Source organism: Streptomyces phaeochromogenes, assembly GCF_001418655.1.
Taxonomy (GTDB): Bacteria; Actinomycetota; Actinomycetes; order Streptomycetales; family Streptomycetaceae; genus Streptomyces; species Streptomyces phaeochromogenes.
On the sequence record NZ_LIQZ01000303.1, the window covers coordinates 39,298 to 60,837 of the forward strand.

The window sequence follows — 21,540 nt, forward strand, 5'->3', positions numbered from 1 at the left end:
GTTCATCGGACCCTCCCCGCTCCCGCGCCGCGCTCGACGTCGCGGTCGGCCTTCGCGGCGCCGTCGACCGTGCCGTGCAGGGCGGGCGTCCAGCCGACGTCGGCGGTCAGGTCGCGTTCGCTGCCGGAGTTGTAGGCGTTGTAGATGGCGAGCAGATCGACGGGGAAGCCGTTGAAGAGCGTGCCCGACTGGTGCAGGGCCGTGCCGTTCCAGCTCTTCACCAGGTCGGCGACCTCGATGTGGCCCGGCGTGGTGAACGCGTTGTTCTCGGCGTAGACCGCCGACTCGGTGGAGACGCCGAGCGAGTAGCGGTAGTCGTGGGCGTCGGCCGGGACGACGTACCGGTTGTTGTAGACGTGCACCTGCCCGAAGCGGACGCGCGGGGCGCGCTGGACGACGGACTCGAACTCGTTGTGGTGCAGGGTGACACGCAGCTTGCCCCGGTCGCCGGTGGCCGTGTCGCCGTTGCCGATCAGCATCGCCTTGTCGTGGTCGGCGAACCGGCTCCAGGAGACGGTCACCAGGTCGGAGGCGTTGGTGATGTCCAACAGGCCGTCGTGGCGAAGGTAGTTGCGGCCGAAGTAGGTCGGCTCGTCCTCGTCGGGGTGGCCCTTGTCGGACGCCGTGACGTGGTCGATCCACACATGGGTGGCGCCGCGCAGCCACAGCGTGTCGTACGCGGTCTTCCAGTCGCCGAGGCCGCCGGTGTTGGGCTGCCAGACGGGGAAGCAGTCGTAGGCGTCCCGGAGTTCGAGGTTGCGGACGATGACGTTGTCGGCGTCGCGGACCTGGAGGCTCGCGCCCTTGAGTACAGCGCTGTCGCCGAGCCCGACGATGGTGGTGTTCGAGCCGACGGTCAGCTCCACACGGGAAGCCTGGGCCGCCGCCGAGGCCTGGCGGGCCTCCTCCTGCGGACCGGACGGCTTGGCGGCGCCCCAGGTGCGCGGGTCGTACGCGGCCAGGTACTTCTTCAGACCGTAGCCGTCGGTCGCGTAGTCGTCGCAGTCCAGCCGCTTCCCGGAGTCGTCGGTGTTGGCGTCGATCGTCCCCGCGATCTTGATGATCTTCGGGGTCGCGCTGCCGCCGTCGAGGGCGCGGACCAGCTCGGCCCGGTTCCGTACGGTGAAGACGTGGGCGTCGTCTGCGGAGGAACCCCCCGTGGTACCTCCGTCGGCGGCGGCCCAGCCGTCGTTCGCGGGCAGGGTGTCGCGGCCGATGTCCCGCGACTCGGCGTTCGCCGGTGCCCCCAGTGCGGCCAACAGTCCGCAGGCAAGGGTGACTTGGAGGACGCGGCGCCCTCTTGTCGTGCGCGGCAGGAAGGTGCGTACAGGTCTCATCCCTTCACCGCCCCGGCGCTGAAGCCCGTGATCAGCCACTTCTGGATGAAGGCGAAGACGATCACGACGGGCACGGCCGCGATGATGCCGCCGGCGGCGAGTGCGCCGAGGTCGACGCTGTCGGCGCTCATCAGGCTGTTGAGGCCGACGGGGATCGTCTGCTTGTCCTGGTTGCTGAGGAACATCAGGGCGAACAGGAAGTGGTTCCAGGAGTGCACGAAGGCGAAGGAACCGACTGCGATCAACCCGGGGCGCAGCAGCGGCAGGACGACGACCCGGAAGCCCGTGAAGCGGTTGCAGCCGTCGACCCAGGCGGCCTCTTCCAGCGAGTACGGCACGTTCCGGATGAAGCCGCTGATCAGGATCATCGACAGCGGCAGCTGGAAGACGGTCTCGGCGATGATGACGCTGCCCAGCGAGTTGATCATCTGGAGCTCGGCGAAGATCTGGAACAGCGGCACCAGGAGCAGCGCGCCCGGCACGAACTGGGAGCAGAGCAGCGCCAGCATGAAGGCGCGCTTGATCTTGAAGTCGAAGCGGGCGAGGGCGTAGCCGCCGGCCAGTGCGACGAGCGTGGTCATGAAGAGCGTGGCGACGCCGACGTAGACGCTGTTCTCGAAGTACGTGCCGAAGCTGCGCTCGTTCCACACCTTCTCGAAGTGCTCGAAGGTCATGGGCCAGGGCACGAGCGAGGTCGAGCCGGGCTTGCGCAGGGCGAAGAGCAGGATCCAGTAGAAGGGGATGAGCGTGAAGAGCAGGTAGATGCCGAGCGGGACGTAGATCTGCCAGCGCGGGGCCTCGTCCCAGGCGCGCCTGCGCTTTCCCGGGCGCTGCGGCGGCTCGTCGGCCACCGGTGCGGGCACGGCCGGAACGACGGTGTCGATGTCCTTGGTGATCACTTGTCCCCGCCTCCGAACTTGCTCAGCCGCAGATAGACCATCGAGAAGAAGAGCAGGATCACGAACGCGACCGTGGTCAGGGCCGAGGCGTAGCCGAAGTTGTGTGCGTCGACGCTGGTGTTGGCGATGTAGAGCGGGAGTGTCGTCGTCTCGCCCGCGGGTCCGCCGCCGGTGAGGGTGTAGAGCAGGTCGACGTTGTTGAACTCCCAGACCGCGCGCAGCAGCGTGGAGAGGATGATGGCGTCCTTGAGGTGCGGCAGCGTGATGTGCACGAACTGCCTGAAGCGGCTGGCGCCGTCGACCTCGGCGGCCTCGTACAGGTCCTTCGAGACGGACTGGAGGTCGGCGAGGATGAGGATCGCGAAGAACGGAACGCCTCGCCAGAGGTCGGCGACCACCGCCGCCGGAAAGACGGTTGAGGTGTCGGAGAGCCAGCTCGTGCCGTAGTCCCCGATGCCCATGTCGGCGAGGTAACGAGTGATGCCCGTCTGGGAGTTGTAGAGGAGCACCCAGATCGCGGAGGTGAGTACGCCGGACACGGCCCAGGGCGAGAAGACCAGGGCGCGGCCCAGCGAGCGGCCCACGAAGGTCTGGTTGACGATCAGCGCGAGCGCCAGACCGAACAGCAGCTGCAGCCCGACCTCGACGACGACCCACTTGGCGCTGAAGACCAGCGTGTCCCAGAACTGCGGGTCCTCGGTGAAGGCGTGCACGAAGTTGTCGAAGCCCGCGAAGCCGTTCCGCCACGGCTTGGTGGGGTTGTAGTTCTGCAGGCTGTAGTAGAAGACGCTGAGCACCGGGTAGGCGATGAAGCCCAGCATCAGCAGGCCCGCCGGGGCGATCAGCAGATACGGGAGCCTGCGGGGCGTCGCTGAGCCACGGCGCCGCCGGGGTGGCGCGGGCTTTTTCGCCACGGCTGCGGCTTGGGCCATGACTGTTCTCCGTTCTCGGGGGTGTGCGGGTGGTGCTGTGCGCTCGTTCTGTTCGTTTCTTCGCTTCCGTGGAAGCGCTTGCTATCCGGGCAGTACTGGGTGAAGCGCTTCACATACGTCGTTCGAGATCTCGGACAGAAGAGGGCGCCGATGGGCCGGTCCCTCAGCCCGCGTACGGGTCCTGCACCTTGCCCGGCCGCGCGAGGAACGCGAAGTCGCAGCCGGTGTCCGCCTGGGTGATCTGTTCGTTGTAGAGCGCGCCGTAGCCGCGCTCGTAGCGCTCGGGCGGCGCGGTCCACTCCGCCCGGCGCCGCTCCAACTCAGCGTCGTCCACGTTGAGTTGGAGCGCGCGCGACTCGACGTCGAGCGTGATGGTGTCGCCGGTGCGGACCAGGGCGAGCGGCCCGCCGATGTACGACTCGGGCGCCACGTGCAGCACACAGGCGCCGTAACTCGTGCCGCTCATCCGGGCGTCGGAGATCCGCAGCATGTCCCGGACGCCCTGCTTCAGCAGATGGTCGGGGATGGGCAGCATCCCGTACTCGGGCATGCCCGGGCCGCCCTTGGGTCCGGAGTTGCGCAGCACCAGCACGGTGTCGGCGGTGATGTCCAACTCCGGGTCGTTGATGGTGCGTTGCATGGTCCGGTAGTCGTCGAAGACGACCGCGGGACCGGTGTGCTTGAGCAGGTGCGGCTCGGCGGCGATGTGCTTGATGACGGCGCCGTCGGGGCAGAGGTTGCCGCGCAGGACGGCGACGCCTCCCTCGGCGGCGACCGGGTTCTGGCGGGTGCGGATGACGTCGTCGTTGTGCACCTGCGCGGACGCGAGTTGTTCGCGCATGGTGTCGTACGAGACGGTCGGCCGGTCGAGGTGCAGCAGGTCGGTGATCCGCGAGAGGAACCCGGGCAGTCCGCCGGCGAAGTGGAAGTCCTCCATGAGGTACGTCCGGCCGCCGGGCCGTACGTTCGCCAGGACCGGCACCGTACGGGCGATCCGGTCGAAGTCGTCGAGGGTGAGCCGGACTCCGGCGCGTCCGGCCATGGCGATCAGGTGGATCACGGCGTTGGTGGAGCCGCCGAGCCCGAGGACCGTCGTCACCGCGTCCTCGAAGGCGTCCGCCGTGAGGATGTCGGACAACTTCCGGTCCCTGCGGACGAGTTCGACGATCCTGAGGCCCGAGGCGGCGGCCATCCGGTCGTGCCCGGAGTCGACGGCGGGGATGCTGGAAGCGCCCGGGACCGTGACCCCGAGGGCCTCGGCGGCGGCGGTCAGCGTGGACGCCGTACCCATGGTCATGCAGTGCCCGGGCGAGCGCGCGAGGCCGCTCTCCAGCTCGGTCATCTCGCAGTCGCCGATGAGCCCGGCGCGCTTGTCGTCCCAGTACTTCCACATGTCGGTGCCGGAGCCGAGGACCTCGTTGCGCCAGTGGCCGGGCAGCATGGGCCCGGCGGGCACGAAGATCGCCGGCAGGTCGACGGACGCGGCGCCCATGAGCAGCGCGGGCGTGGACTTGTCGCAACCGCCCATGAGGACGGCCCCGTCCACCGGGTACGAGCGCAGCAGCTCCTCGGTCTCCATGGCGAGCATGTTGCGGTAGAGCATCGGGGTCGGCTTCTGGAAGGTCTCGCTCAGCGTCGACACCGGGAATTCGAGCGGGAAGCCGCCGGCCTGCCACACGCCCCGCTTGACCGCCTGGGCACGGTCGCGGAGGTGGACGTGGCAGGGGTTGATGTCGGACCAGGTGTTGAGGATCGCGATGACCGGCTTGCCGAGGTGCTCCTCGGGGAGGTAGCCGAGCTGGCGGGTGCGGGCGCGGTGGCTGAAGGAGCGGAGGCCCTCGGTGCCGTACCACTGGTGGCTGCGCAACTGCCGTGGGGCGTCCGGGACTTGACCCTCGTCCGGGGTGGCGCCCTCGTCCGGTGTGGTTGGGCCGGCGCCCGGTGTCGTCGGGTTGGCGTCGGTCATATGGACCACCCCGCGGCGATGGCGGCGACCTCGGCCCGTTCGGACTCGGGGAGCTGCTTGCTCGGCGGGCGGACCTCGCGGCGGCACAGGCCGAGCGAGGCCAGGGCCTCCTTCACGACCGTCACGTTGTTGGCGGAGTTGTTGGCCGCGCGCAGCTCCTCGAAGCGGCGGATCTGCTCCCAGACCTTCATGGCGCCCGCGTAGTCACCGGACCGAAGCGCTTCGATCATGTTCAGCGAAACGGCCGGGGCGACGTTCACCAGCCCGGACGTGAAGCCCGTCGCGCCCGCCGAGAAGTACGAGGGCGCGTACGGTTCGGCGAGTCCGGCCACCCACACGAAGCGCTCAAGACCCGCGTCCCGCGCGAACGCGGCGAAGCGGGCCGCGTCCGGCACGGCGTACTTCACGCCGATGACGTTCGGGCAGGCGTCGGCCAGTTCGGCGAGCCGGGCGCCGGCGAGCACCGGGTTGCGGATGTACGGGACGACGCCCAGCTCGGGCACCGCCTCCGCGATGGCCCGGTGGTAGTCGACCCAGCCGCCCTCCGAGACGTACGGGTGGACGGGCTGATGGACCATCACCATCTGTGCCCCGAGCTCGCGGGCGTGGCGGGCGGAGGCGACGGCGGTCGGCACGTCGTGCCCGACACCGACCAGGATCGTCGCCCGGTCCCCCGCCTCCTCGATGGTCAACTCCGTTACCGTGCGCCGCTCTTCGGGACTCAGTGCGTAGAACTCACCGGTGTTGCCGTTGGGCGTGAGGATGCGTACGCCGCCGTCGAGCACCCGGCGCAGCAGGACGCGGTGGACCTCCTGGTCGATGGAGCCGTCCTCGGCGAACGGGGTCACGGGGATCGCCACCACGTCGGCGAGAGCGGCCCGCCCGGCGTCGAACGCGGTCGTGGTCGCGGTCATTCCTGCTCACCCTTTCCCTGGGCCTCGGGGAAGGCCCGTTGCACGAACGAGGCGATGTGCGAGTGCAGGGCGCGCGCCGCGCCGTCCGAGTCGCCGTCGAGGGCGAGCCGCAGGATCTCCCGGTGCTCGGTTGCCTCGCGCTCCCAGGACGGGTTGGCGGCCCAGGCGACCGCGGAGACCAGGGCTGCCTGGTCACGGACCTCGTCGAGCATCCGGCCGAGCAGCGGGTTGCCGCAGCGGACGTAGAGGGAGCGGTGGAACTCGCGGTTGGCGAGGGAGCGTTGGGCGGTGTCGGTGGCGGCGTCGGCACGTTCGAGCGCCTCGCGCGCCGTGTCGAGGGAGGAGCCGCGCCGGACGGAACGCCGCAGCGCCTCCGGCTCCAGGAGCAGCCGCACGTCGTACACCTCGCGCGCCATGTCCGCGTCCACCATGCGCACCGTGACGCCCTTGTACTGGTTCATCACGACGAGCCCGGTACCGGCCAGGGTCTTGAGCGCCTCGCGCACCGGGGTCTTGGACACCCCGAACTGTGCGGCGAGCTCGGTCTCGACCAGAGCCTGTCCCGGGGTCAACTGCCCGGTGAGGATGCGGTGTTTGATCCCTTCCAGCACGAACTGCGTGCGGGAGGGGATCGGCGTGGGCACAGAGGTCATGCGCGCCTCTCGGGGTAACGGAGCCCCCAACGGATCGAGGGCTCGCGTATCTGATCTCACGTATCGCGTCTCATATATGACGTACGAAGTACGACGCGATGAAAGTAGGAGCACCCCAGAGTTTCGTCAACGCTTCTGACAAAAGAAGTTGGCGTGGCCGCTTGGAGACCCCTCGCGCAGACGGCCCTCGTGTCACCTTCGCGAGCCATGGAGGTGGGTCCGCCGAAGACGGCGGCGGCGCGTTCGGTGGCCACTTCCTGGATGAGCGTGGCGCCGACATGGGTCACGATCAGCTCGCCCACGTTGGCGGACCAGGCCAGCCCACCGGCGTCCTCAGGGGTCAGATGAACCTGTTCGCCTTCGCGATGCCGGCCTCACAGAGGAACGAGTCGGCCCCCGGGCGAGTTCGACGAGCCCCTCGCACGGCCCGCTGTCCCCGGAGTCCACGAGCACCCGCCCCTCGCACTCCGCTCGCAGCCCATACACCTCGGTGTCGTGCACGACGGCATGCGCGGCGAGCCGGAGCCCGCCGAACCGCGCCTCCTGCCCGTCCTCCAGATCCCGGAACTCGAAGACTCCGCCCAGGGAGCCTTCGTCGGGCCGCCCGAAGAACCCCCACTGAGGAGATAGCCGCTGCAAGGGAGCGCCGGTCGGGGGTGCGGGGAGGCGGTGCCGAGGGTGGTGAGAGTCAATAGCAACCGGGAAGCTTACGGTTTCGCCGCCGGTCAACGGCCCAGTGGCGCGGTCTGTGTCGCATCCTCGGACCTCAGTTTCGCGAAGACCGCATCGAACGTCAGACCGCCGATGAACGCCACCGGCAGCACGAAGAAGATGAGCCTGCGCGCGCCCTCTCCGTTGAGGATGTCCGGGGACGCAACCAACTGCGCCGCGACGAACAGGAGGAAGGTCATCGCTCCGGCCACTGCTCCCAGGACGGTGGTCCGCAGCCAATTGCGCTCCTCGTCAAAGGTATTGCGGACGATGGCACCGCAGACGGCGGCGAGAAGGGGAGCAGTCACAAGTGTGGCGATGCTGCCGACGGTTTTGGGCTGCAGGGCGTAGGACAGCGGTATGACGGCAAGGGCGAGCACCAGCAGGGCCAGGCCGATCAGCAGACCCGCTGACGTACGCCGGTCGGCGTGCCGCTGGTTGCGGGCCAGCGCCTCACGCTCGTCGAGCCGTCGGCGATGCTGCTCGATGAGCGAGGCGACGATGTCCGCGGCGGAGCCGGGATGCCATCGGGCGGCCAGGAGGGCCAGGTCGTCCTCGCTCGCGAAGCAGCGCTCCTTGGAGAAACAGCGCCAGGTCTTCTCGGCGGCTCCGCCGAAGGCCGCCACCGGCGCCAAGGCTATGCGGCGCGACAGGGCCAGCATTCCCGCGGCGAAGGCACCCCTGCCACCACCGATGATCAGAACCGCGTCGACCGTGAGCAAAGAGCTGTAGTAGCCGACCTCCCAATCCGCTGCCGCCTCCGGACGAATGTCAAACAGTTCTCTGAACTCCTCGATCTCCGGAAAGCCGTCGTCACGTCCATAGCGGCCATGGACGTGAATCGAGCCTGGTCGGGCCTGGCCCGAAGCGACGTAGCCGCCGACGACCGCTGCCTCGACGAAGGTGGCACGAGCCGAGTACACGGCGATCGGGCAGCCCTGGACGGCGAGTTCCCGTCCCAGTTCCTCGGCAGCGGCCGCCGCGCGCGCGTGTTCGCGCACCGGCGGTTCGTACGACCTCCTGGAATCAACACTTCCAGTAATGGCTACCAACGGCCCCACGCAGCCCCCCGCGTCCCGTACGCTACGGCGTCGAGTGTGATGCACCCACTTCGCCGCAGCGTGATGCTTGAAGATCACTCTGAGTTGTATTCCCTGGCTTGGCCGCTTTCAGTCACCGGGAAGGACCGGAAACACCGTGCCCGAACACCCCGTTCGCATCGCAGTCTTCTATGCGCGCGCAGATGAGCGCCATCGGGAGAAATTCCGGACGAGCATCGCAGATATGGTGCGGCATGGCATTGAATACTTCGACGACCGTGGAATCGCCCCCGGGCAGCCATGGAAGGAGAAACTGTTCAAGAATCTGGAGAGCGCAGACGTAATCGTTCTTCTGCTGACTCCTGAGTTCATCGCCTCCCGCTTCTGCATGGAAGAGGAAGTACCGCACGCGCTGAGGCGTCACGCAGCGGGCGCATGTGAAATCCTTCCGGTGAAGGTGGCATCGTTCTGCCTGGCCGACGAATCCCCACTCTGTGAGATCCAATGGTTCCCCTCCGATAAACCCGTGACGGAGCGAGGAAACGCCACAGCGAAGGCTTGGGTGGAGGTGGCCAAAGAGCTGCAACGAGTCATCAAGAGAGTCCGGAGCGAGGAGCGCGATCGGGATTCCCGTTTACCACCGAACGGCGCACAGGTCGCCAGGGGTGTGAAATACGGCCCCCCATCCGCCGCCCAGACGGACTCCGGAGACAGCCCGCTCGCCCGCTTAGAAAGGGTCACTCAGGGTATTTCTTTCGCAGTCTTTGTCATTGGGGCACTCATCGCGCTCATTTTTTTCCTTGCCCATTCCGCAGACAGAGAAAAGCGGGATCCCAACGACTGGCTGTACGACTCTGCCGGCGTGGATGCTCCGCCAAGCATTGAAAAGTTGGTGCGTAAATCGAATTCCGCATCCCCTTCCGCGTCGCGAAGCCCTGAACCGGACAAGTCACCACTTGACGCCCAGCGCTTCACGTTGCAGGAATCCAACAACCCTTTTACCGCCGATAAAGACAAGCTCGACATCGACACCGGGGATCCAGGACATGGAACCCAACCTCAGATCCGGAGCAACCCCGGCAGGCTGGCAGATCTAATTCTGGAGCCGGAGCGACTGCACACTCCGGACAATGAGCCTCGAATTCTCCTCGTCGAGTCCGAATCGGCCATTAACCCGACACTCTGCGCAACACTGTTGGAAAAAGAACAGAATAATCTGCGGGGCAGCGTCCCGCTTGACGAATTGCCGCCGGGTTCCCACCTCTGTGTGAAAACCGATGAAGGACTCAGCGCCGTCATGGAAGTGACGGAAATCAGTTCTGAGTACCCGGTCAGTCTCACCCTGGAGGTGACGACGGCGCAGGGGGCCAGCACATGAACGGTATGCGCACTCAGCCACCAGCCCCCCACCCCGGGTCCCGCCCGCTCAGCCCGATCACCCGGTCCAGCAGGGGCGCCCCCTCCGGTACGGGCACGGCCGGGCCGAAGATGCCGCGGTCGGGGTCGCCCGCGGTCGGGGCGAGCATCGCGTACGCCGCGTTCAGGGCCGCCGCGTCGGGGGCGTACGGCCGGCCGGTCGCCCGGGCCAGGTCCCAGCCGTGCACGACGAGTTCGTCGGCGGCGACGATGCCCGCGATCTCGCCGGGCAGGTCCACACCGCCCGCCCGGGTCTCGCCCGTCCACGCGGCCGGATCGCGCCAGGCCTCGGCCAACTCGCCGAGCACCTTGGGCAGTTCGGCGCGCCAGCCGGGCGTCACGTCCGGCAGCCGGGAGGTGGGGTCGGTGTCCGTGGTGGCGCCGAAGTCCTTGCGCCCGGCGTCCCGGAAGGCCGTGGCCAGCCCGGCCAGATGCCCGAGCAGATGGCGCACCGCGTACTCCGGACACGGCGTCACGGCGTCCAGCTGTTCCTCGCCCACCTCCTCCGCGAGGCGCGCCACGATCAGGGCCTGCGGCCCCAGGTCAAGGATGCTGGGAGTGGTGCCGCCGTCGCCCATGCCGGGCTCCTCTCGTCGGGGGGTCTTCAGGGGGTAGACCGTCGGCCGTACGAAAACTCATCGCTGCCGCCGCCAAGATCGTGCCCAGGAGTCTGGTCAGGCGTTCGAGCCGTCGAGATGCTCGGTGCAACCGGGATACCCGGACTCTGGGACCGCGAAGGGGAGCCACACCATGAAGGCGATCGTTCAGGATGCCTACGGATCCGCGGACCTCCTGGAACTGCGCGACATCGACCGCCCCGTGCCCGGCGACGACGAGGTGCTCGTCGAGGTCCGCGCGGCCGGTGTCGGCCCCGAGGTGTGGCACCTCATGACGGGCCGGCCGTATGTGGCGCGCGTCGCCCTCGGACTTCGTAAGCCCAAGAACCCGGTACGGGGCTGGGACGGCGCCGGACGGGTCGAGGCTGTCGGCGCGAAGGTGATCGAGTTCAAGCCGGGCGACGAGGTCTTCGGCAACTGCGAGGGCTCGTTCGCCCAGTACGCGCGCGCCAAGGCCGCGAAGATCGCCCCCAAACCGGCCAACCTCACCTTCGAACAGGCCGTCGCCCTCCCCGTCTCCGGCATGACCGCCCTCCAGGCCCTCAGCGGCAAGGGCCGTCCGCGGCCGGGCCAGAAGGTCCTCGTCATCGGCGCCTCCGGCGGTGTCGGCTGCTACGCCGTCCAGCTCGCCGCGATGTACGGCGCCGAGGTCACCGGCGTCTGCGGCCCCACGGGCGCGGACTTCGTACGCTCCCAGGGGGCCTCGCACGTCATCGACTACACCCGCGAGGACATCACCGACGGCCCGCACCGCTACGACGTCATCGTCGACAACGCGGGCCTTCGCCCCCTGCCCGTCCTCCGCCGCGCCCTCACTCCGCGCGGCACCCTCGTCATCGTCGGCGGGGAGGGCGGGACCAGTTTCTTCGGCGGGATGAGCCGCGGCCTGCGGGCCGTCACGCTCTCACCGTTCGTCGGCCAGAACCTCCGCAACCTCATCTCGGTCGCGCGCCGCGAGGACCTGCTGACCCTCAAGGACCTCGCCGAGCAGGACAGGATCACCCCGCCCATCGACCGCACGTACCCCCTCGCCGAGGCCGCCGACGCCCTCCGCCATCTGGAGAAGGGCCATCCCCGGGGCAAGATCGTCCTCACCGTCTGAACCGGGTGGGGGCCCGGCGGGAGCCGTGCGAGGGCCCGGCGGGGCTCCGGCGGGGCTTCTCCTCATCCCGACGACCCCGCTGCCGCTCCCGCGGCGTCCGCGCTAAGGCACCTGCCCGATGCCCGGCCCTGGGCCTTAGCCCCACGATGACCAGGCATGACGACAAGGACATGGACGCGGACATGGGCGGTGACCCGTGTCCTGCGAGACCGCAACGCGGGTCTGTATCTCGGTGGAGTCGTGGTCTCCGGGTTCGGCTCGTCGGCGATGTGGCTGGTGTCCGGGATCTGGGTGAAGGATCTGACGGGCTCGGACGGCCTGGCCGCCCTCTGCGTCTTCGCTCTCTGGGCGCCCACGCTGATCGGCCCGGCCCTCGGCACCCTCGCGGACCGCACCCGCCGCCGGCCCCTGCTGGTGTGGACGAACCTGGGCCTGGCCGCACTCCTGTTGCTCCTCTTCGCCGTCGACTCCCCCGGCACCCTGTGGATCCTCTTCGCCGTGCTCCTCGTCTACGGAGCGGCCGGTGTCGTCCACGACGCGGCGGAGTCGGCCCTGGTGGCCACGGCAGTCGACAAGCAGTTCCTCGGCGACTTCAACGGCCTGCGCATGACGGCCAACGAGGGCATGAAACTCCTCGCCCCGCTCGCCGGAGCGGGCCTGTACGCGGCGTACGGGGGCGCCCGCGTCGCACTCCTGGACGCGGTCACGTTCGCCCTGGCCGCGGGCCTCTACACGCTCCTGCGCGTCCACGAGCCCAAGCCGCTCACGGCCTCCACCCCGGGCGGCTGGCGCGCCCAAACCGCGGAAGGCGCCCGCTACTTGTGGGGCCACGCGACCCTGCGCCCGCTGGTCCTCGCGGGCGGCACGACCATGCTCTTCTCGGGTGTCAACGGCGCGTTGATCTACGCGGTGGTGGAAGGCCTCGGCCACTCCCCCGCGTACGTGGGTGTCCTGTACGTCGCCCAGGGCGTCGGCTCGGTGGCGGTCGGGCTGGCCGCGGGCCCGCTCCTGCGCTGCCTGGGCGAACGCCGGTTCGCCGGATACGGCATCGCGCTCACCGCCGTGGCCGTGACGGCCCGCGCGCTCCCCTACGACGCGGTGGTCCTCGCCTCGGCCGCGGCGGTCGGCGTCGGACTCCCCTGCGTACTGATCGCGGCACTCACCGCGGTCCAGCGCGAGACACCGGACGCCCTGCTGGGCCGTACGACGGCGACCGCCAGCACACTGCTGTTCGCCCCGACCGCGGTGGGCCTCGCACTGGGCGCGGGTCTGGTCGAACTCGTCGACCACCGGGTGCTGTTGGCGGTGCTCGGGCTCGTACGGCTCGTGACGGTCGTGCCCCTGCTCCGAACTCAGCCGAGCCGCGCGAGCGCCTCCGTCACGAGCGACAGGTCCTCGTCGGACGCCAACCCCGCGTGATACAGCCGCACTTCGGTGGCTCCCAGCTCGACGGCCCGTGTCACGTCCTCGACGAGCGTCGCGGGACGGCCGCCCATTCCGCTCACCACGGTGAAGTTGGCGGCCAGTACGGCCCCGTCAACTCCCTGCCCGGCGAAGGGGATCAGCGGCTCGGGCCCGGCGGCGCACGGGACGACCACTCCGTCGGCGACCGACAGGATGTGCCCGGGGTCCACACCGACGTTCGCACCGACGCGGTAGGAGACCGGGTCCGCGTGCAGCAGGATCTGGAACCCCTCCGGCGCGGCCTCGCGTACGGCGAGGACGGCCTCCGTCTGGAGGGACCGGGCGACCGAGTCCCGCCACGCGCGCGTGGCCGTCGCGAGCTCGGCGCCGAGCAGTTTCTCCACGTCCTCCCAGCCCTCGACGGGAGCCTCGCCCCGCCACACGGGCTCCAGGGCGCGCCGGACCGAGGCGGCCAACTCGTCGGGGTCGAGCCCCAGTCGCGTACAGCCGTCCCGACAGGAGGGGCAGAAGCACAGCGACATCAGGTACGTGCCGGCGTCCCCGAGTGCCACGCCCGCCGTCTTGTCGTGGGCGTGCAGATGCGGGAGCCCGTACCAGCCGAGGGACTCCAGCTCCGTGCCCGAGGCGCCGGGCCTGATCGCCGCCTCGACGGCCAGATCGACGAGGTACGCGCGCGTGTCGGGCTGCGCGACGCAGGGCGCCCACGCATAGCGGTCCCCATAGGCGTTGACCACCGAGGTGTCCGGAAACTCCACGCCCATACGGGAGTTGTGCGCGAGCACCACCCAGGTGTGCACGTCGAGCCCCGCCCCCGCGAGAGCCGACGCGGCCTCCCCGTACGCGTCCCCGGGCGCCCAGTCCCCGGCGGCGTACGGCCGGAGCCTGCGGCCCTGCCACCGTGCGGCGTCCGTCGGGTAGAGCACGGAGGCGTGCTGTGCGGTGACGATGCGGTGCCTGGGGTGGCGGGGGGTCAGGGCGCGCGTGGAGTGGTACGCGGAGGCGAGCGTCGCCTGCCGCACGCCGAGCCCGGCGATGCGGGCCGCCGCGTCGGGGTCGCCGTTGACGTCCCACGGATAGACGAAGGTCGACGCCTTCACTTGCTCTCCTCCAGAAGCGCGTAGCCCCGCTCGATGAGCTGGGCGAGCTGCTTGACGTGGTCCTCGGAAGGCTCGTGCAGCGGCGGCCGTACCTCGCCCACGTCGAGCCCCCGCAGCCGTACGCCCGCCTTGACCAGCGAGACGGCGTACCCGCGGCCCTGTGCGCGCAGTTCGACGAGCGGCCGGTAGAAGCCGTCGAGGAGCCGGTTCACGGTGGCGTCGTCGCCGGAGCCCAGGGCCTGGTGGAAGGCGAGGCCGATCTCGGGCGCGAAGCAGAAGACGGCGGAGGAGTACAGCGTGATGCCGATGCCGCGGTAGGCGAGACCGGTGAGCTCGGCGGTCGGCAGCCCGTTGAAGTAGAGGAAGTCGCCCCGGTACTCGGACCGCACGGCGCTCACGATGCGCTGCATCAGGTCGAGGTCGCCGAGCCCGTCCTTGAAGCCGATGATCCCCTCGGCGCGGGCCAGCGAGACGACGGTGTCAGGCGTGAACACGGCGTTGTCCCGCTGGTACACGATGACGTCGAGCGAGGTGGCTGCGGCCAGTTCCGTGTAGTGCCGCAGCAGCCCCTCCTGCCCGGCGACGACGAGATAGGGCGGCATGGCGAGCAGCCCGTCCGCGCCCGCCTCCTCGGCGAGCCGCGCGTACCGCACGGCGAGCGCGGTCCCGTACCCGGCGCCCGCGACGACAGGGACGCGGCCCGCCGTCTCCTCGACGGCCGCCCGTACGCACTCCTGGAACTCCTCGGGCGTGAGCGCGTGGAACTCCCCGGTTCCGCAGCAGGCGAAGACGGCGGCGGCCCCGGCCTCGACGCCCCGCCGGACGTGCTCGCGGTAGACGCCGAGGTCGACGGCTCCGTCGCGGTCGTACGCGGTGACGGGGAAGAACAGCGGCCCGCTCGGGATACTGAGTCGACTGGCAAGGGGGGCTGACGTCACGGGCTCTCCCTAGAGCATGAGCATGCACGCACACGCCGGCTCGTGCACGTTTCTGATCCATGTCCATATCCCTGAACACTTCCACGCTAAGGCGCCCTCTTGGGGGCGGTCAAGCGGGGCAACATGCATTGCGGGAGCAACAAGGGAGCAGAAAGAGCACGGAAGGGGAGCGGATCCCACCACTGCGCGCGACACTTGACGCGGTCCGTCGACGATCCATAGCGTGTCCACGGATGTGAATGCCGTACACGATGACGGCTGCCGATTCAAGGAGACCCGAGGATGCCCGCTCCCCGCACCGTTCTGCTCACCGGCGCCGCCGGCGGTCTCGGCACCCTGATGCGAGGACTGCTGCCCGCCTACGGCTACGAGCTGCGGCTCCTCGATCTGCTCCCGATCGACGGCGAGCCGGGCGCGGTCACCGCGGACCTCGGCGACAAGGAGGCCCTGCGCGAGGCCGTGCGGGGCGTGGACGCGATCATCCACCTCGCGGGCATATCCCTGGAGTCCACCTTCGAGAAGATCCTCCAGGCGAACATCCAGGGCACGTACAACCTGTACGAGGCGGCGCGCGAGGAGGGTGTCCCGCGCATCGTCTTCGCCTCCTCCAACCACGCGGTCGGCTATGCCCCGCACCCCGAGGGCGAGGCGCCGCACGCCCCGGAGACGCTCATCCCCATCGACACCCCGCGCCGCCCGGACACCTTCTACGGCCTGTCGAAGTCGTTCGGCGAGGACCTGGCGCAGTTCTACTGGGACAAGCACGGCCTGGAGACCGTCTCCGTGCGGATCGGCTCCTGCTTCATGGAGCCGACCAGTGTGCGCATGCTGTCCGTCTGGATGAGCCCCGGCGACGGCGCCCGCCTCTTCCACGCGGCCCTGACCGCCGAGGACGTCGAGCACACCGTCGTCTACGGCTCCTCCGCGAACACCCGCCTGTGGTGGGACCTGACCACCGCCCGGGGGCTCGGCTACGAGCCGCAGGACGACTCCGAGCAGTACGCCGAGAAGCTGATCGCCGAGCAGGGCGAGCTGGACCCGCGGAACCCGGACCACACCCGTCTGGGCGGCCACTTCGTGACCAACCCGCCGGTCTGGCCGTACTGACCCTCGCGCCCGGACCAAGGATCCCGTTCGGCCACACAGGCCACCGCCGGCACGTCCGGCCACCACGCAAGGACCGCCTCACAGGGCGAGCGGGCACCGAACGGGCCCGCCCGCCCCGCCTTTCGGGCATGCCCACTGCCCGAATTCCGCTCCATCGCAGGTCCGGCACGGGCAGCCGTCGCTCGTTACGGTCACATACGGGCGCCATCGGGCTCGCAACAGACCTGGTCAGTGGCGCGCACCCGCTGTAGAACTTCCCCCATGGGCCCCACCGGGCCCGAACGGGCAGTGAGCACGGAGAGCGGGTGTCGGGCATGAGCGCGGAAGAACGTCAGCGGGAGATCGTGAAGAGCGCCCGCCGCACCGGCGCCGTCGACGTGAACGAGCTCGCCGCCGAGCTGGGCGTCGCCAAGGAGACCGTACGACGGGATCTGCGCGCCCTGGAGGACCACGGACTCGTCCGCCGTACGCACGGCGGCGCCTATCCGGTGGAGAGCGCCGGCTTCGAGACGACGCTCGCCTTCCGCGCCACCAGCCATGTGCCCGAGAAGCGCCGGATCGCGTCCGCCGCGGCCGAGCTGCTCGGGGACGCCGAGACGGTCTTCGTCGACGAGGGGTTCACCCCGCAGCTCATCGCCGAATCACTGCCCCGGGACCGGCCGCTGACCGTGGTCACCGCGTCCCTGGCCACCGCGGGAGCGCTCGCCGAGGCCGACAACACGACGGTGCTGCTGCTCGGCGGCCGGGTCAGGCCCGGCACCCTCGCGACCGTCGACCACTGGACGACGAAGATGCTCGCCGGGTTCGTCATCGACCTGGCGTTCATCGGAGCCAACGGCATCTCGCGCGAACACGGCCTCACCACCCCCGACCCGGCCGTCAGCGAGGTCAAGTCACAGGCCATCCGGGCCGCCCGGCGCACGGTGTTCGCGGGGGTGCACACCAAGTTCGGTGCCGTGAGCTTCTGCCGGTTCGCGGAGATCAGTGCGCTGGAGGCGATCGTCACCAGCACCTTCCTCCCCACGTCCGAGGCCCACCGCTACTCGATGCAGGGCCCCCAGGTCATCCGGGTCTGAAACAGAGACCGCACCCCAGTCCCCCCAAAGAGTTCGAAAAGCCAACTGACCCACTACAGAGGCACCACACTCCCCGCGCCATCCCATATGTACTGAAAAATCCAGGAGCGATCCATGCGAACCCAGAGCCGACGGAGGCCGCGCGCGACGCTCGTCGCGGTCGCCGCAGGGACGCTGCTCGCCCCGCTGCTCTCCGGTTGCTGGGCCGGAGCGGGCGGAGCGGGCTCCGGTGGCAACTCCATCAATGTCCTCATGGTCAACAACCCGCAGATGGTGGAGCTGCAGAAGCTCACCGCCGCCCACTTCACCAAGGAGACCGGCATCAAGGTGAACTTCACCGTGCTGCCGGAGAACGACGTCCGCGACAAGATCAGCCAGGACTTCGCCAACCAGGCCGGCCAGTACGACGTCGCGACGCTCTCCAACTACGAGATACCGATCTACGCCAAGAACGACTGGCTGCACGAGATGGACTCGTACGTCGCGAAGGACCCGGCGTACGACGAGCAGGACGTCCTCAAGCCCATGCGCCAGTCCCTCACCGCGGACGACGGCAAGCTCTACGGACAGCCCTTCTACGGCGAGTCGTCCTTCCTGATGTACCGCAAGGACGTGTTCGAGGCGAAGGGCCTCACCATGCCCGATCGCCCCACCTGGACCCAGGTGGCCGACCTCGCGGCCAAGGCCGACGGCGCCGAGTCGGGCATGAAGGGCATCTGTCTGCGCGGCCTGCCCGGCTGGGGCGAGGTCATGGCCCCGCTCACCACGGTCGTGAACACCTTCGGCGGCACCTGGTTCGACAAGAGCTGGAAGGCACGGCTCGACTCCCCCGAGTGGGAACGGGCGGTGAAGTTCTACGTGGACCTCGTCCGCGACCACGGCGAGGCGGGCGCACCCCAGGCCGGCTTCGCCGAGTGCCTCAACAACATGACCCAGGGCAAGGTCGCCATGTGGTACGACGCCACGTCCGCGGCCGGTTCCCTGGAGTCCGCCAAGTCCCCGGTCAAGGGCAAGATCGGCTACGTGCCGGCGCCCGTCGAGAAGACCGATTCCTCCGGCTGGCTCTACACCTGGGCCTGGGGCATCCAGGACGCGTCCCGGAACCCCGACAAGGCCTGGAAGTTCGTCTCCTGGGCGTCCAGCAAGGAGTACGAGCAGCTGGTCGGCGACGAGATCGGCTGGTCCAACGTCCCGGCCGGCAAGCGCGCCTCCACGTACACGAACGCCGACTACCGCAAGGAGGCCGGCGCCTTCCAGGAGATGACCAAGGAGGCCATCGAGGGCGCCAGGCCCACCGACCCCGGCGTACAGCCGCGGCCCGCGCCCGGCATCCAGTTCGTCGGCATCCCCGAGTTCACCGATCTCGGCACCAAGGTCTCGCAGGAGATCAGCGCGGCCATCGCCGGACGCCAGTCCGTCGAGTCGGCCCTGAACAAGTCCCAGAAGCTGGCCGAGGAGATCGCCGAGGAGTACGAGGGACGATGACCGCCACAACAACGGCTCCCATAGCCGCACCATCCGTACACACCGAGAAGCGTCCCTCGGGCCGCATGCGCGCCTGGGCGACCCGGGCCCCGCTCCTCCCCGCCCTGATCTTCATGATCGCCGTGACCCAGCTCCCGTTCGTGGCCACGCTGGTGATCTCCTTCTTCGACTGGAACTCCCTCTACCCGGACGCCCGAAGCTTCACCGGCTTCGGCAACTACACCGAGGTCCTCACCGACGCGGCCCTGCGCAAGTCGGTCTGGACGACCATCCTGCTGACGGTCACCGTCGTCCTGGCCAGCCTGATCCTCGGCCTGGGCCTCGCCCTCCTCCTGGACCGGAAGTTCCGGGGCCGCGGTGTGGTCCGTACGCTCCTGATCGCACCCTTCCTCGTGGTCCCCGTGGCGGCTGCCCTGCTCTGGAAGCATGTGCTCTACAACCCTGAATACGGCCTGCTCAATGGGTTGTTGCACTATGTGGGCGGACCACAGCCGGACTGGATCTCCAACACTCCGCTGCTCGCCGTCGAGATGTCCCTCATCTGGCAGTGGACGCCCTTCATGATGCTGATCCTGCTGGCGGGCCTGCAGAGCCGCGACCACCAGCAGATCGAGGCGGCCAAGGTGGACGGCGCGGGCCCCTGGCAGGTCTTCCGCTATCTGACCCTGCCCCACCTGCGCCGCTACCTCGAACTGGGCGCCCTGCTGGGCTCGATCTACATCGTCCAGAACTTCGACGCGGTCTTCACCATCACATCCGGCGGCCTGGGCACCGCGAACCTGCCCTACACCGTCTACCAGAGCTTCTACCAGGCCCACGAGAACGGCCTCGCCTCCGCGGCCGGCGTCCTGGTCGTCATCGGCTCGATCATCATCGCGACCTTCGCGCTGCGCGTGGTCTCGTCCCTGTTCCGCGAGGAGGTGGGCCGCGCATGAGCGCCACCGCGATCCGTGTACGTCCCCGTAGTACCGAGTCCGGCCACCCCGGCCCCCGCCGCCCCAGGGGAAGGGGCCTCGGCCTGGTCGCCTGGCTGGCCGGGATCGTCTTCTTCCTGCCCATCGCCTGGATGGCCCTGACGTCCTTCCACTCCGAGGAGGACGCGGCGACCAATCCGCCGTCCTTCGGGGCAGCGCTCACCCTCGACGGCTACCGCGAGTTCTTCGGCACGGGCGGCGGCGCGAGCCCCTGGCCGTCACTGATCAACTCGACGGTGGCATCGCTGGTATCAACGCTCCTCGTGCTCCTCCTGGCCCTCCCCGCGGCCTACGCACTCTCCATCCGCCCGGTGAAGAAGTGGACGGACGTCCTGTTCTTCTTCCTCTCGACGAAGATGCTCCCGGTGGTGGCGGGCCTCCTGCCCATCTACCTCTTCGCCAAGAACACCGGAATGCTGGACAACATCTGGCTCCTGGTCATCCTCTACACCTCGATGAACCTGCCGATCGCCGTGTGGATGATGCAGTCGTTCCTCTCCGAGGTCCCGGTGGCCATCATCGAGGCGGCACAGATAGACGGCGCGAAACTGCCCACCATCCTCGCCCGGGTCGTAGCCCCCATCGCCCTGCCGGGCATCGCGGCCACAGCCCTGATCTGCTTCATCTTCAGCTGGAACGAGCTGCTGTTCGCCCGGGTCCTCACGGGCGTGGTGGCGGAGACCGCCCCCGTCTTCCTCACCGGCTTCATCACCAGTCAGGGCCTGTTCCTGGCGAAGGTGTGCGCCGCGTCGCTCGTCATCTCCCTGCCGGTGCTCGCCGCGGGGTTCGCCGCCCAGGACAAACTGGTCCAGGGCCTGTCGTTGGGAGCCGTGAAATGAAGGCCGCAGTCATCGAGTCCGTGGGCCGTGCCGTCGTGGCCGAGGTCCCGGACCCGACGCCGGGCCCCCGCGAGGTCGTCGTCGAGGTCGCCGCCTGCGGCCTCTGCGGCACCGACCTGCACATACTCCAGGGCGAGTTCGCGCCCAAACTGCCGATCGTGCCGGGCCACGAGTTCGCGGGCGAGGTGGTCGGGGTGGGCACCCAGGTCACCGAGCTCTCACTCGGCGACCAGGTTGCCGTGGACCCCTCCCTCTACTGCTACGAGTGCCGGTTCTGCCGTACGGGCCACAACAACCTCTGCGAGCGCTGGGCGGCCATCGGAGTCACCACGGCAGGCGGCGCGGCCCAGTACGCCGTCGCCCCCGTGGCGAACTGCGTCAAGCTCCCCGAGCACATCCGCACCCAGGACGCGGCCCTCGTCGAGCCCCTCTCCTGCGCGGTCCGCGGCTACGACGTACTGAACTCCCGCCTGGGCGCCCACGTCCTCATCTACGGCTCCGGAACCATGGGCCTGATGATGCTGGAACTCGCGAAGCGGACGGGTGCGGCGAGCGTCGACGTGGTCGACATCAACCCGCAGCGGCTCGAAACGGCCGCGCGGCTCGGCGTCTCGGCGACGGCCACCGGGGCCGACGAACTGGACCGGCCTCAGGGGTGGGACCTGGTGGTCGACGCGACGGGCAACGCGGCGGCGATCCAGGACGGCCTGGAGCGGGTGGCCAAGGCCGGCACGTTCCTCCAGTTCGGCGTGGCGGACTACTCGACCCGGGTCACGATCGATCCGTACCGCATCTACAACCAGGAGATCACCATCACCGGGTCCATGGCCGTCCTCCACAGCTTCGAGCGGGCGGCTGAGCTCTTCGCGACAGGCGTCCTGGACCCGGACATCTTCATCAGCGACCGCCTGCCGCTGGACCAGTACCCCCAGGCCCTGGACCAGTTCGCCTCGGGCATCGGCCGAAAGATCGTGGTGGTCCCGTAGGGGGATTCCGCCCCCGCCGCCCCTAC

19 protein-coding genes are annotated in these 21,540 nt (G+C 69.2%); 9 read left to right on the forward strand and 10 right to left on the reverse strand.

The genetic code is table 11. The features are described from left to right. Positions 1-2: 2 nt before the first annotated feature. The 7 genes from AOK17_RS34250 to AOK17_RS34280 form a co-directional block, all read right to left on the reverse strand. Positions 3-1,337: a pectate lyase family protein gene (locus tag AOK17_RS34250; protein ID WP_055616476.1), complete on the reverse strand. Its 1,335-nt coding sequence runs from the start codon at positions 1,335-1,337 to the stop codon at positions 3-5. After that, positions 1,334-2,236, reverse strand: a complete 903-nt coding sequence (locus AOK17_RS34255; RefSeq protein ID WP_055616477.1) for a carbohydrate ABC transporter permease — start codon at positions 2,234-2,236, stop codon at positions 1,334-1,336. The genes AOK17_RS34250 and AOK17_RS34255 overlap by 4 nt, the downstream gene beginning before the upstream one ends. Continuing rightward, complete coding sequence (locus AOK17_RS34260; RefSeq protein ID WP_055616478.1) at positions 2,233-3,168, reverse strand: carbohydrate ABC transporter permease; 936 nt, start codon at positions 3,166-3,168, stop codon at positions 2,233-2,235. Before AOK17_RS34260 ends, AOK17_RS34255 begins: the two co-directional genes overlap by 4 nt. 163 nt (positions 3,169-3,331) lie before the next feature. Continuing rightward, positions 3,332-5,134, reverse strand: a complete 1,803-nt coding sequence (araD, locus tag AOK17_RS34265; RefSeq protein ID WP_245697553.1) for an L-arabinonate dehydratase — start codon at positions 5,132-5,134, stop codon at positions 3,332-3,334. Further along, positions 5,131-6,048, reverse strand: coding sequence for a dihydrodipicolinate synthase family protein (locus AOK17_RS34270; RefSeq protein ID WP_055616479.1), 918 nt, complete (start codon positions 6,046-6,048; stop codon positions 5,131-5,133). The genes araD and AOK17_RS34270 overlap by 4 nt, the downstream gene beginning before the upstream one ends. Continuing rightward, entirely contained in the window at positions 6,045-6,701 is a 657-nt protein-coding gene (locus tag AOK17_RS34275; RefSeq protein WP_055616480.1) for a GntR family transcriptional regulator, read from the reverse strand. Before AOK17_RS34275 ends, AOK17_RS34270 begins: the two co-directional genes overlap by 4 nt. Positions 6,702-7,426: 725 nt before the next feature. Further along, a complete protein-coding gene (locus AOK17_RS34280) occupies positions 7,427-8,551 on the reverse strand; it encodes a hypothetical protein (RefSeq protein ID WP_157881449.1) in 1,125 nt (374 codons plus the stop codon). A 58-nt stretch (positions 8,552-8,609) separates the two neighbouring features. On the opposite strand from AOK17_RS34280, the gene AOK17_RS49130 reads away from it, so the two are divergent. Continuing rightward, positions 8,610-9,830 carry a toll/interleukin-1 receptor domain-containing protein gene (locus AOK17_RS49130; protein WP_157881450.1) on the forward strand — a complete coding sequence of 407 codons (1,221 nt, stop codon included), beginning with the start codon at positions 8,610-8,612 and terminating at the stop codon, positions 9,828-9,830. A gap of 13 nt (positions 9,831-9,843) precedes the next feature. On the opposite strand, the gene AOK17_RS34285 is transcribed toward AOK17_RS49130, so the two are convergent. Next, the gene (locus AOK17_RS34285; protein ID WP_055616482.1) at positions 9,844-10,446 is read right to left on the reverse strand and encodes a TIGR03086 family metal-binding protein; all 603 of its coding nucleotides are present in this window, start codon (positions 10,444-10,446) and stop codon (positions 9,844-9,846) included. A gap of 172 nt (positions 10,447-10,618) precedes the next feature. Between AOK17_RS34285 and AOK17_RS34290 the strand changes: the two genes are divergently transcribed. Then, positions 10,619-11,587, forward strand: a complete 969-nt coding sequence (locus tag AOK17_RS34290) for an NAD(P)-dependent alcohol dehydrogenase (protein WP_055616483.1) — start codon at positions 10,619-10,621, stop codon at positions 11,585-11,587. Between the two features lie 156 nt (positions 11,588-11,743). Further along, entirely contained in the window at positions 11,744-13,006 is a 1,263-nt protein-coding gene (locus AOK17_RS34295; protein WP_055616484.1) for an MFS transporter, read from the forward strand. Here AOK17_RS34295 and AOK17_RS34300 read toward each other — a convergent pair. Together AOK17_RS34300 and AOK17_RS34305 are read right to left on the reverse strand one after the other, a co-directional pair. Next, entirely contained in the window at positions 12,940-14,109 is a 1,170-nt protein-coding gene (locus AOK17_RS34300) for a hypothetical protein (RefSeq protein ID WP_055616485.1), read from the reverse strand. The genes AOK17_RS34295 and AOK17_RS34300 overlap by 67 nt on opposite strands. After that, on the reverse strand, positions 14,106-15,047 hold the full coding sequence (locus AOK17_RS34305) for a 5-dehydro-4-deoxyglucarate dehydratase (RefSeq protein ID WP_055616486.1): 942 nt from the start codon (positions 15,045-15,047) through the stop codon (positions 14,106-14,108). Before AOK17_RS34305 ends, AOK17_RS34300 begins: the two co-directional genes overlap by 4 nt. Before the next feature lie 282 nt (positions 15,048-15,329). Here AOK17_RS34305 and AOK17_RS34310 point away from each other — a divergent pair, with 282 nt between their 5' ends. The 6 genes from AOK17_RS34310 (at position 15,330) to AOK17_RS34335 (ending at position 21,514) form a co-directional block, all read left to right on the forward strand. Continuing rightward, complete coding sequence (locus AOK17_RS34310; RefSeq protein ID WP_055616487.1) at positions 15,330-16,154, forward strand: NAD-dependent epimerase/dehydratase family protein; 825 nt, start codon at positions 15,330-15,332, stop codon at positions 16,152-16,154. 305 nt (positions 16,155-16,459) lie between these two features. Further along, on the forward strand, positions 16,460-17,230 hold the full coding sequence (locus AOK17_RS34315) for a DeoR/GlpR family DNA-binding transcription regulator (RefSeq protein WP_055616488.1): 771 nt from the start codon (positions 16,460-16,462) through the stop codon (positions 17,228-17,230). Between the two features lie 114 nt (positions 17,231-17,344). Continuing rightward, positions 17,345-18,715: an ABC transporter substrate-binding protein gene (locus AOK17_RS34320; RefSeq protein ID WP_055616489.1), complete on the forward strand. Its 1,371-nt coding sequence runs from the start codon at positions 17,345-17,347 to the stop codon at positions 18,713-18,715. Continuing rightward, a complete protein-coding gene (locus AOK17_RS34325; protein WP_055616490.1) occupies positions 18,712-19,650 on the forward strand; it encodes a carbohydrate ABC transporter permease in 939 nt (312 codons plus the stop codon). The genes AOK17_RS34320 and AOK17_RS34325 overlap by 4 nt, the downstream gene beginning before the upstream one ends. Further along, on the forward strand, positions 19,647-20,528 hold the full coding sequence (locus tag AOK17_RS34330) for a carbohydrate ABC transporter permease (protein WP_055616491.1): 882 nt from the start codon (positions 19,647-19,649) through the stop codon (positions 20,526-20,528). The genes AOK17_RS34325 and AOK17_RS34330 overlap by 4 nt, the downstream gene beginning before the upstream one ends. Further along, complete coding sequence (locus AOK17_RS34335; RefSeq protein WP_055616492.1) at positions 20,525-21,514, forward strand: zinc-dependent alcohol dehydrogenase family protein; 990 nt, start codon at positions 20,525-20,527, stop codon at positions 21,512-21,514. Before AOK17_RS34330 ends, AOK17_RS34335 begins: the two co-directional genes overlap by 4 nt. The last annotated feature ends 26 nt before the right edge of the window (positions 21,515-21,540 follow it).

Bases quoted from the DNA above. Each gene is read 5' to 3' on its own strand.
- AOK17_RS34285 (WP_055616482.1), bottom strand. From the start codon at position 10,446: ATGGGCGACGGCGGCACCACTCCCAGCATCCTTGACCTGGGGCCGCAG.
- AOK17_RS34335 (WP_055616492.1), top strand. From the start codon at position 20,525: ATGAAGGCCGCAGTCATCGAGTCCGTGGGCCGTGCCGTCGTGGCCGAG.
- AOK17_RS34320 (WP_055616489.1), top strand. From the start codon at position 17,345: ATGCGAACCCAGAGCCGACGGAGGCCGCGCGCGACGCTCGTCGCGGTC.
- AOK17_RS34260 (WP_055616478.1), bottom strand. From the start codon at position 3,168: ATGGCCCAAGCCGCAGCCGTGGCGAAAAAGCCCGCGCCACCCCGGCGG.
- AOK17_RS34250 (WP_055616476.1), bottom strand. From the start codon at position 1,337: ATGAGACCTGTACGCACCTTCCTGCCGCGCACGACAAGAGGGCGCCGC.
- AOK17_RS34330 (WP_055616491.1), top strand. From the start codon at position 19,647: ATGAGCGCCACCGCGATCCGTGTACGTCCCCGTAGTACCGAGTCCGGC.
- AOK17_RS34270 (WP_055616479.1), bottom strand. From the start codon at position 6,048: ATGACCGCGACCACGACCGCGTTCGACGCCGGGCGGGCCGCTCTCGCC.
- AOK17_RS34295 (WP_055616484.1), top strand. From the start codon at position 11,744: ATGACGACAAGGACATGGACGCGGACATGGGCGGTGACCCGTGTCCTG.
- AOK17_RS34275 (WP_055616480.1), bottom strand. From the start codon at position 6,701: ATGACCTCTGTGCCCACGCCGATCCCCTCCCGCACGCAGTTCGTGCTG.
- araD (WP_245697553.1), bottom strand. From the start codon at position 5,134: ATGACCGACGCCAACCCGACGACACCGGGCGCCGGCCCAACCACACCG.
- AOK17_RS34325 (WP_055616490.1), top strand. From the start codon at position 18,712: ATGACCGCCACAACAACGGCTCCCATAGCCGCACCATCCGTACACACC.
- AOK17_RS34310 (WP_055616487.1), top strand. From the start codon at position 15,330: ATGCCCGCTCCCCGCACCGTTCTGCTCACCGGCGCCGCCGGCGGTCTC.
- AOK17_RS34290 (WP_055616483.1), top strand. From the start codon at position 10,619: ATGAAGGCGATCGTTCAGGATGCCTACGGATCCGCGGACCTCCTGGAA.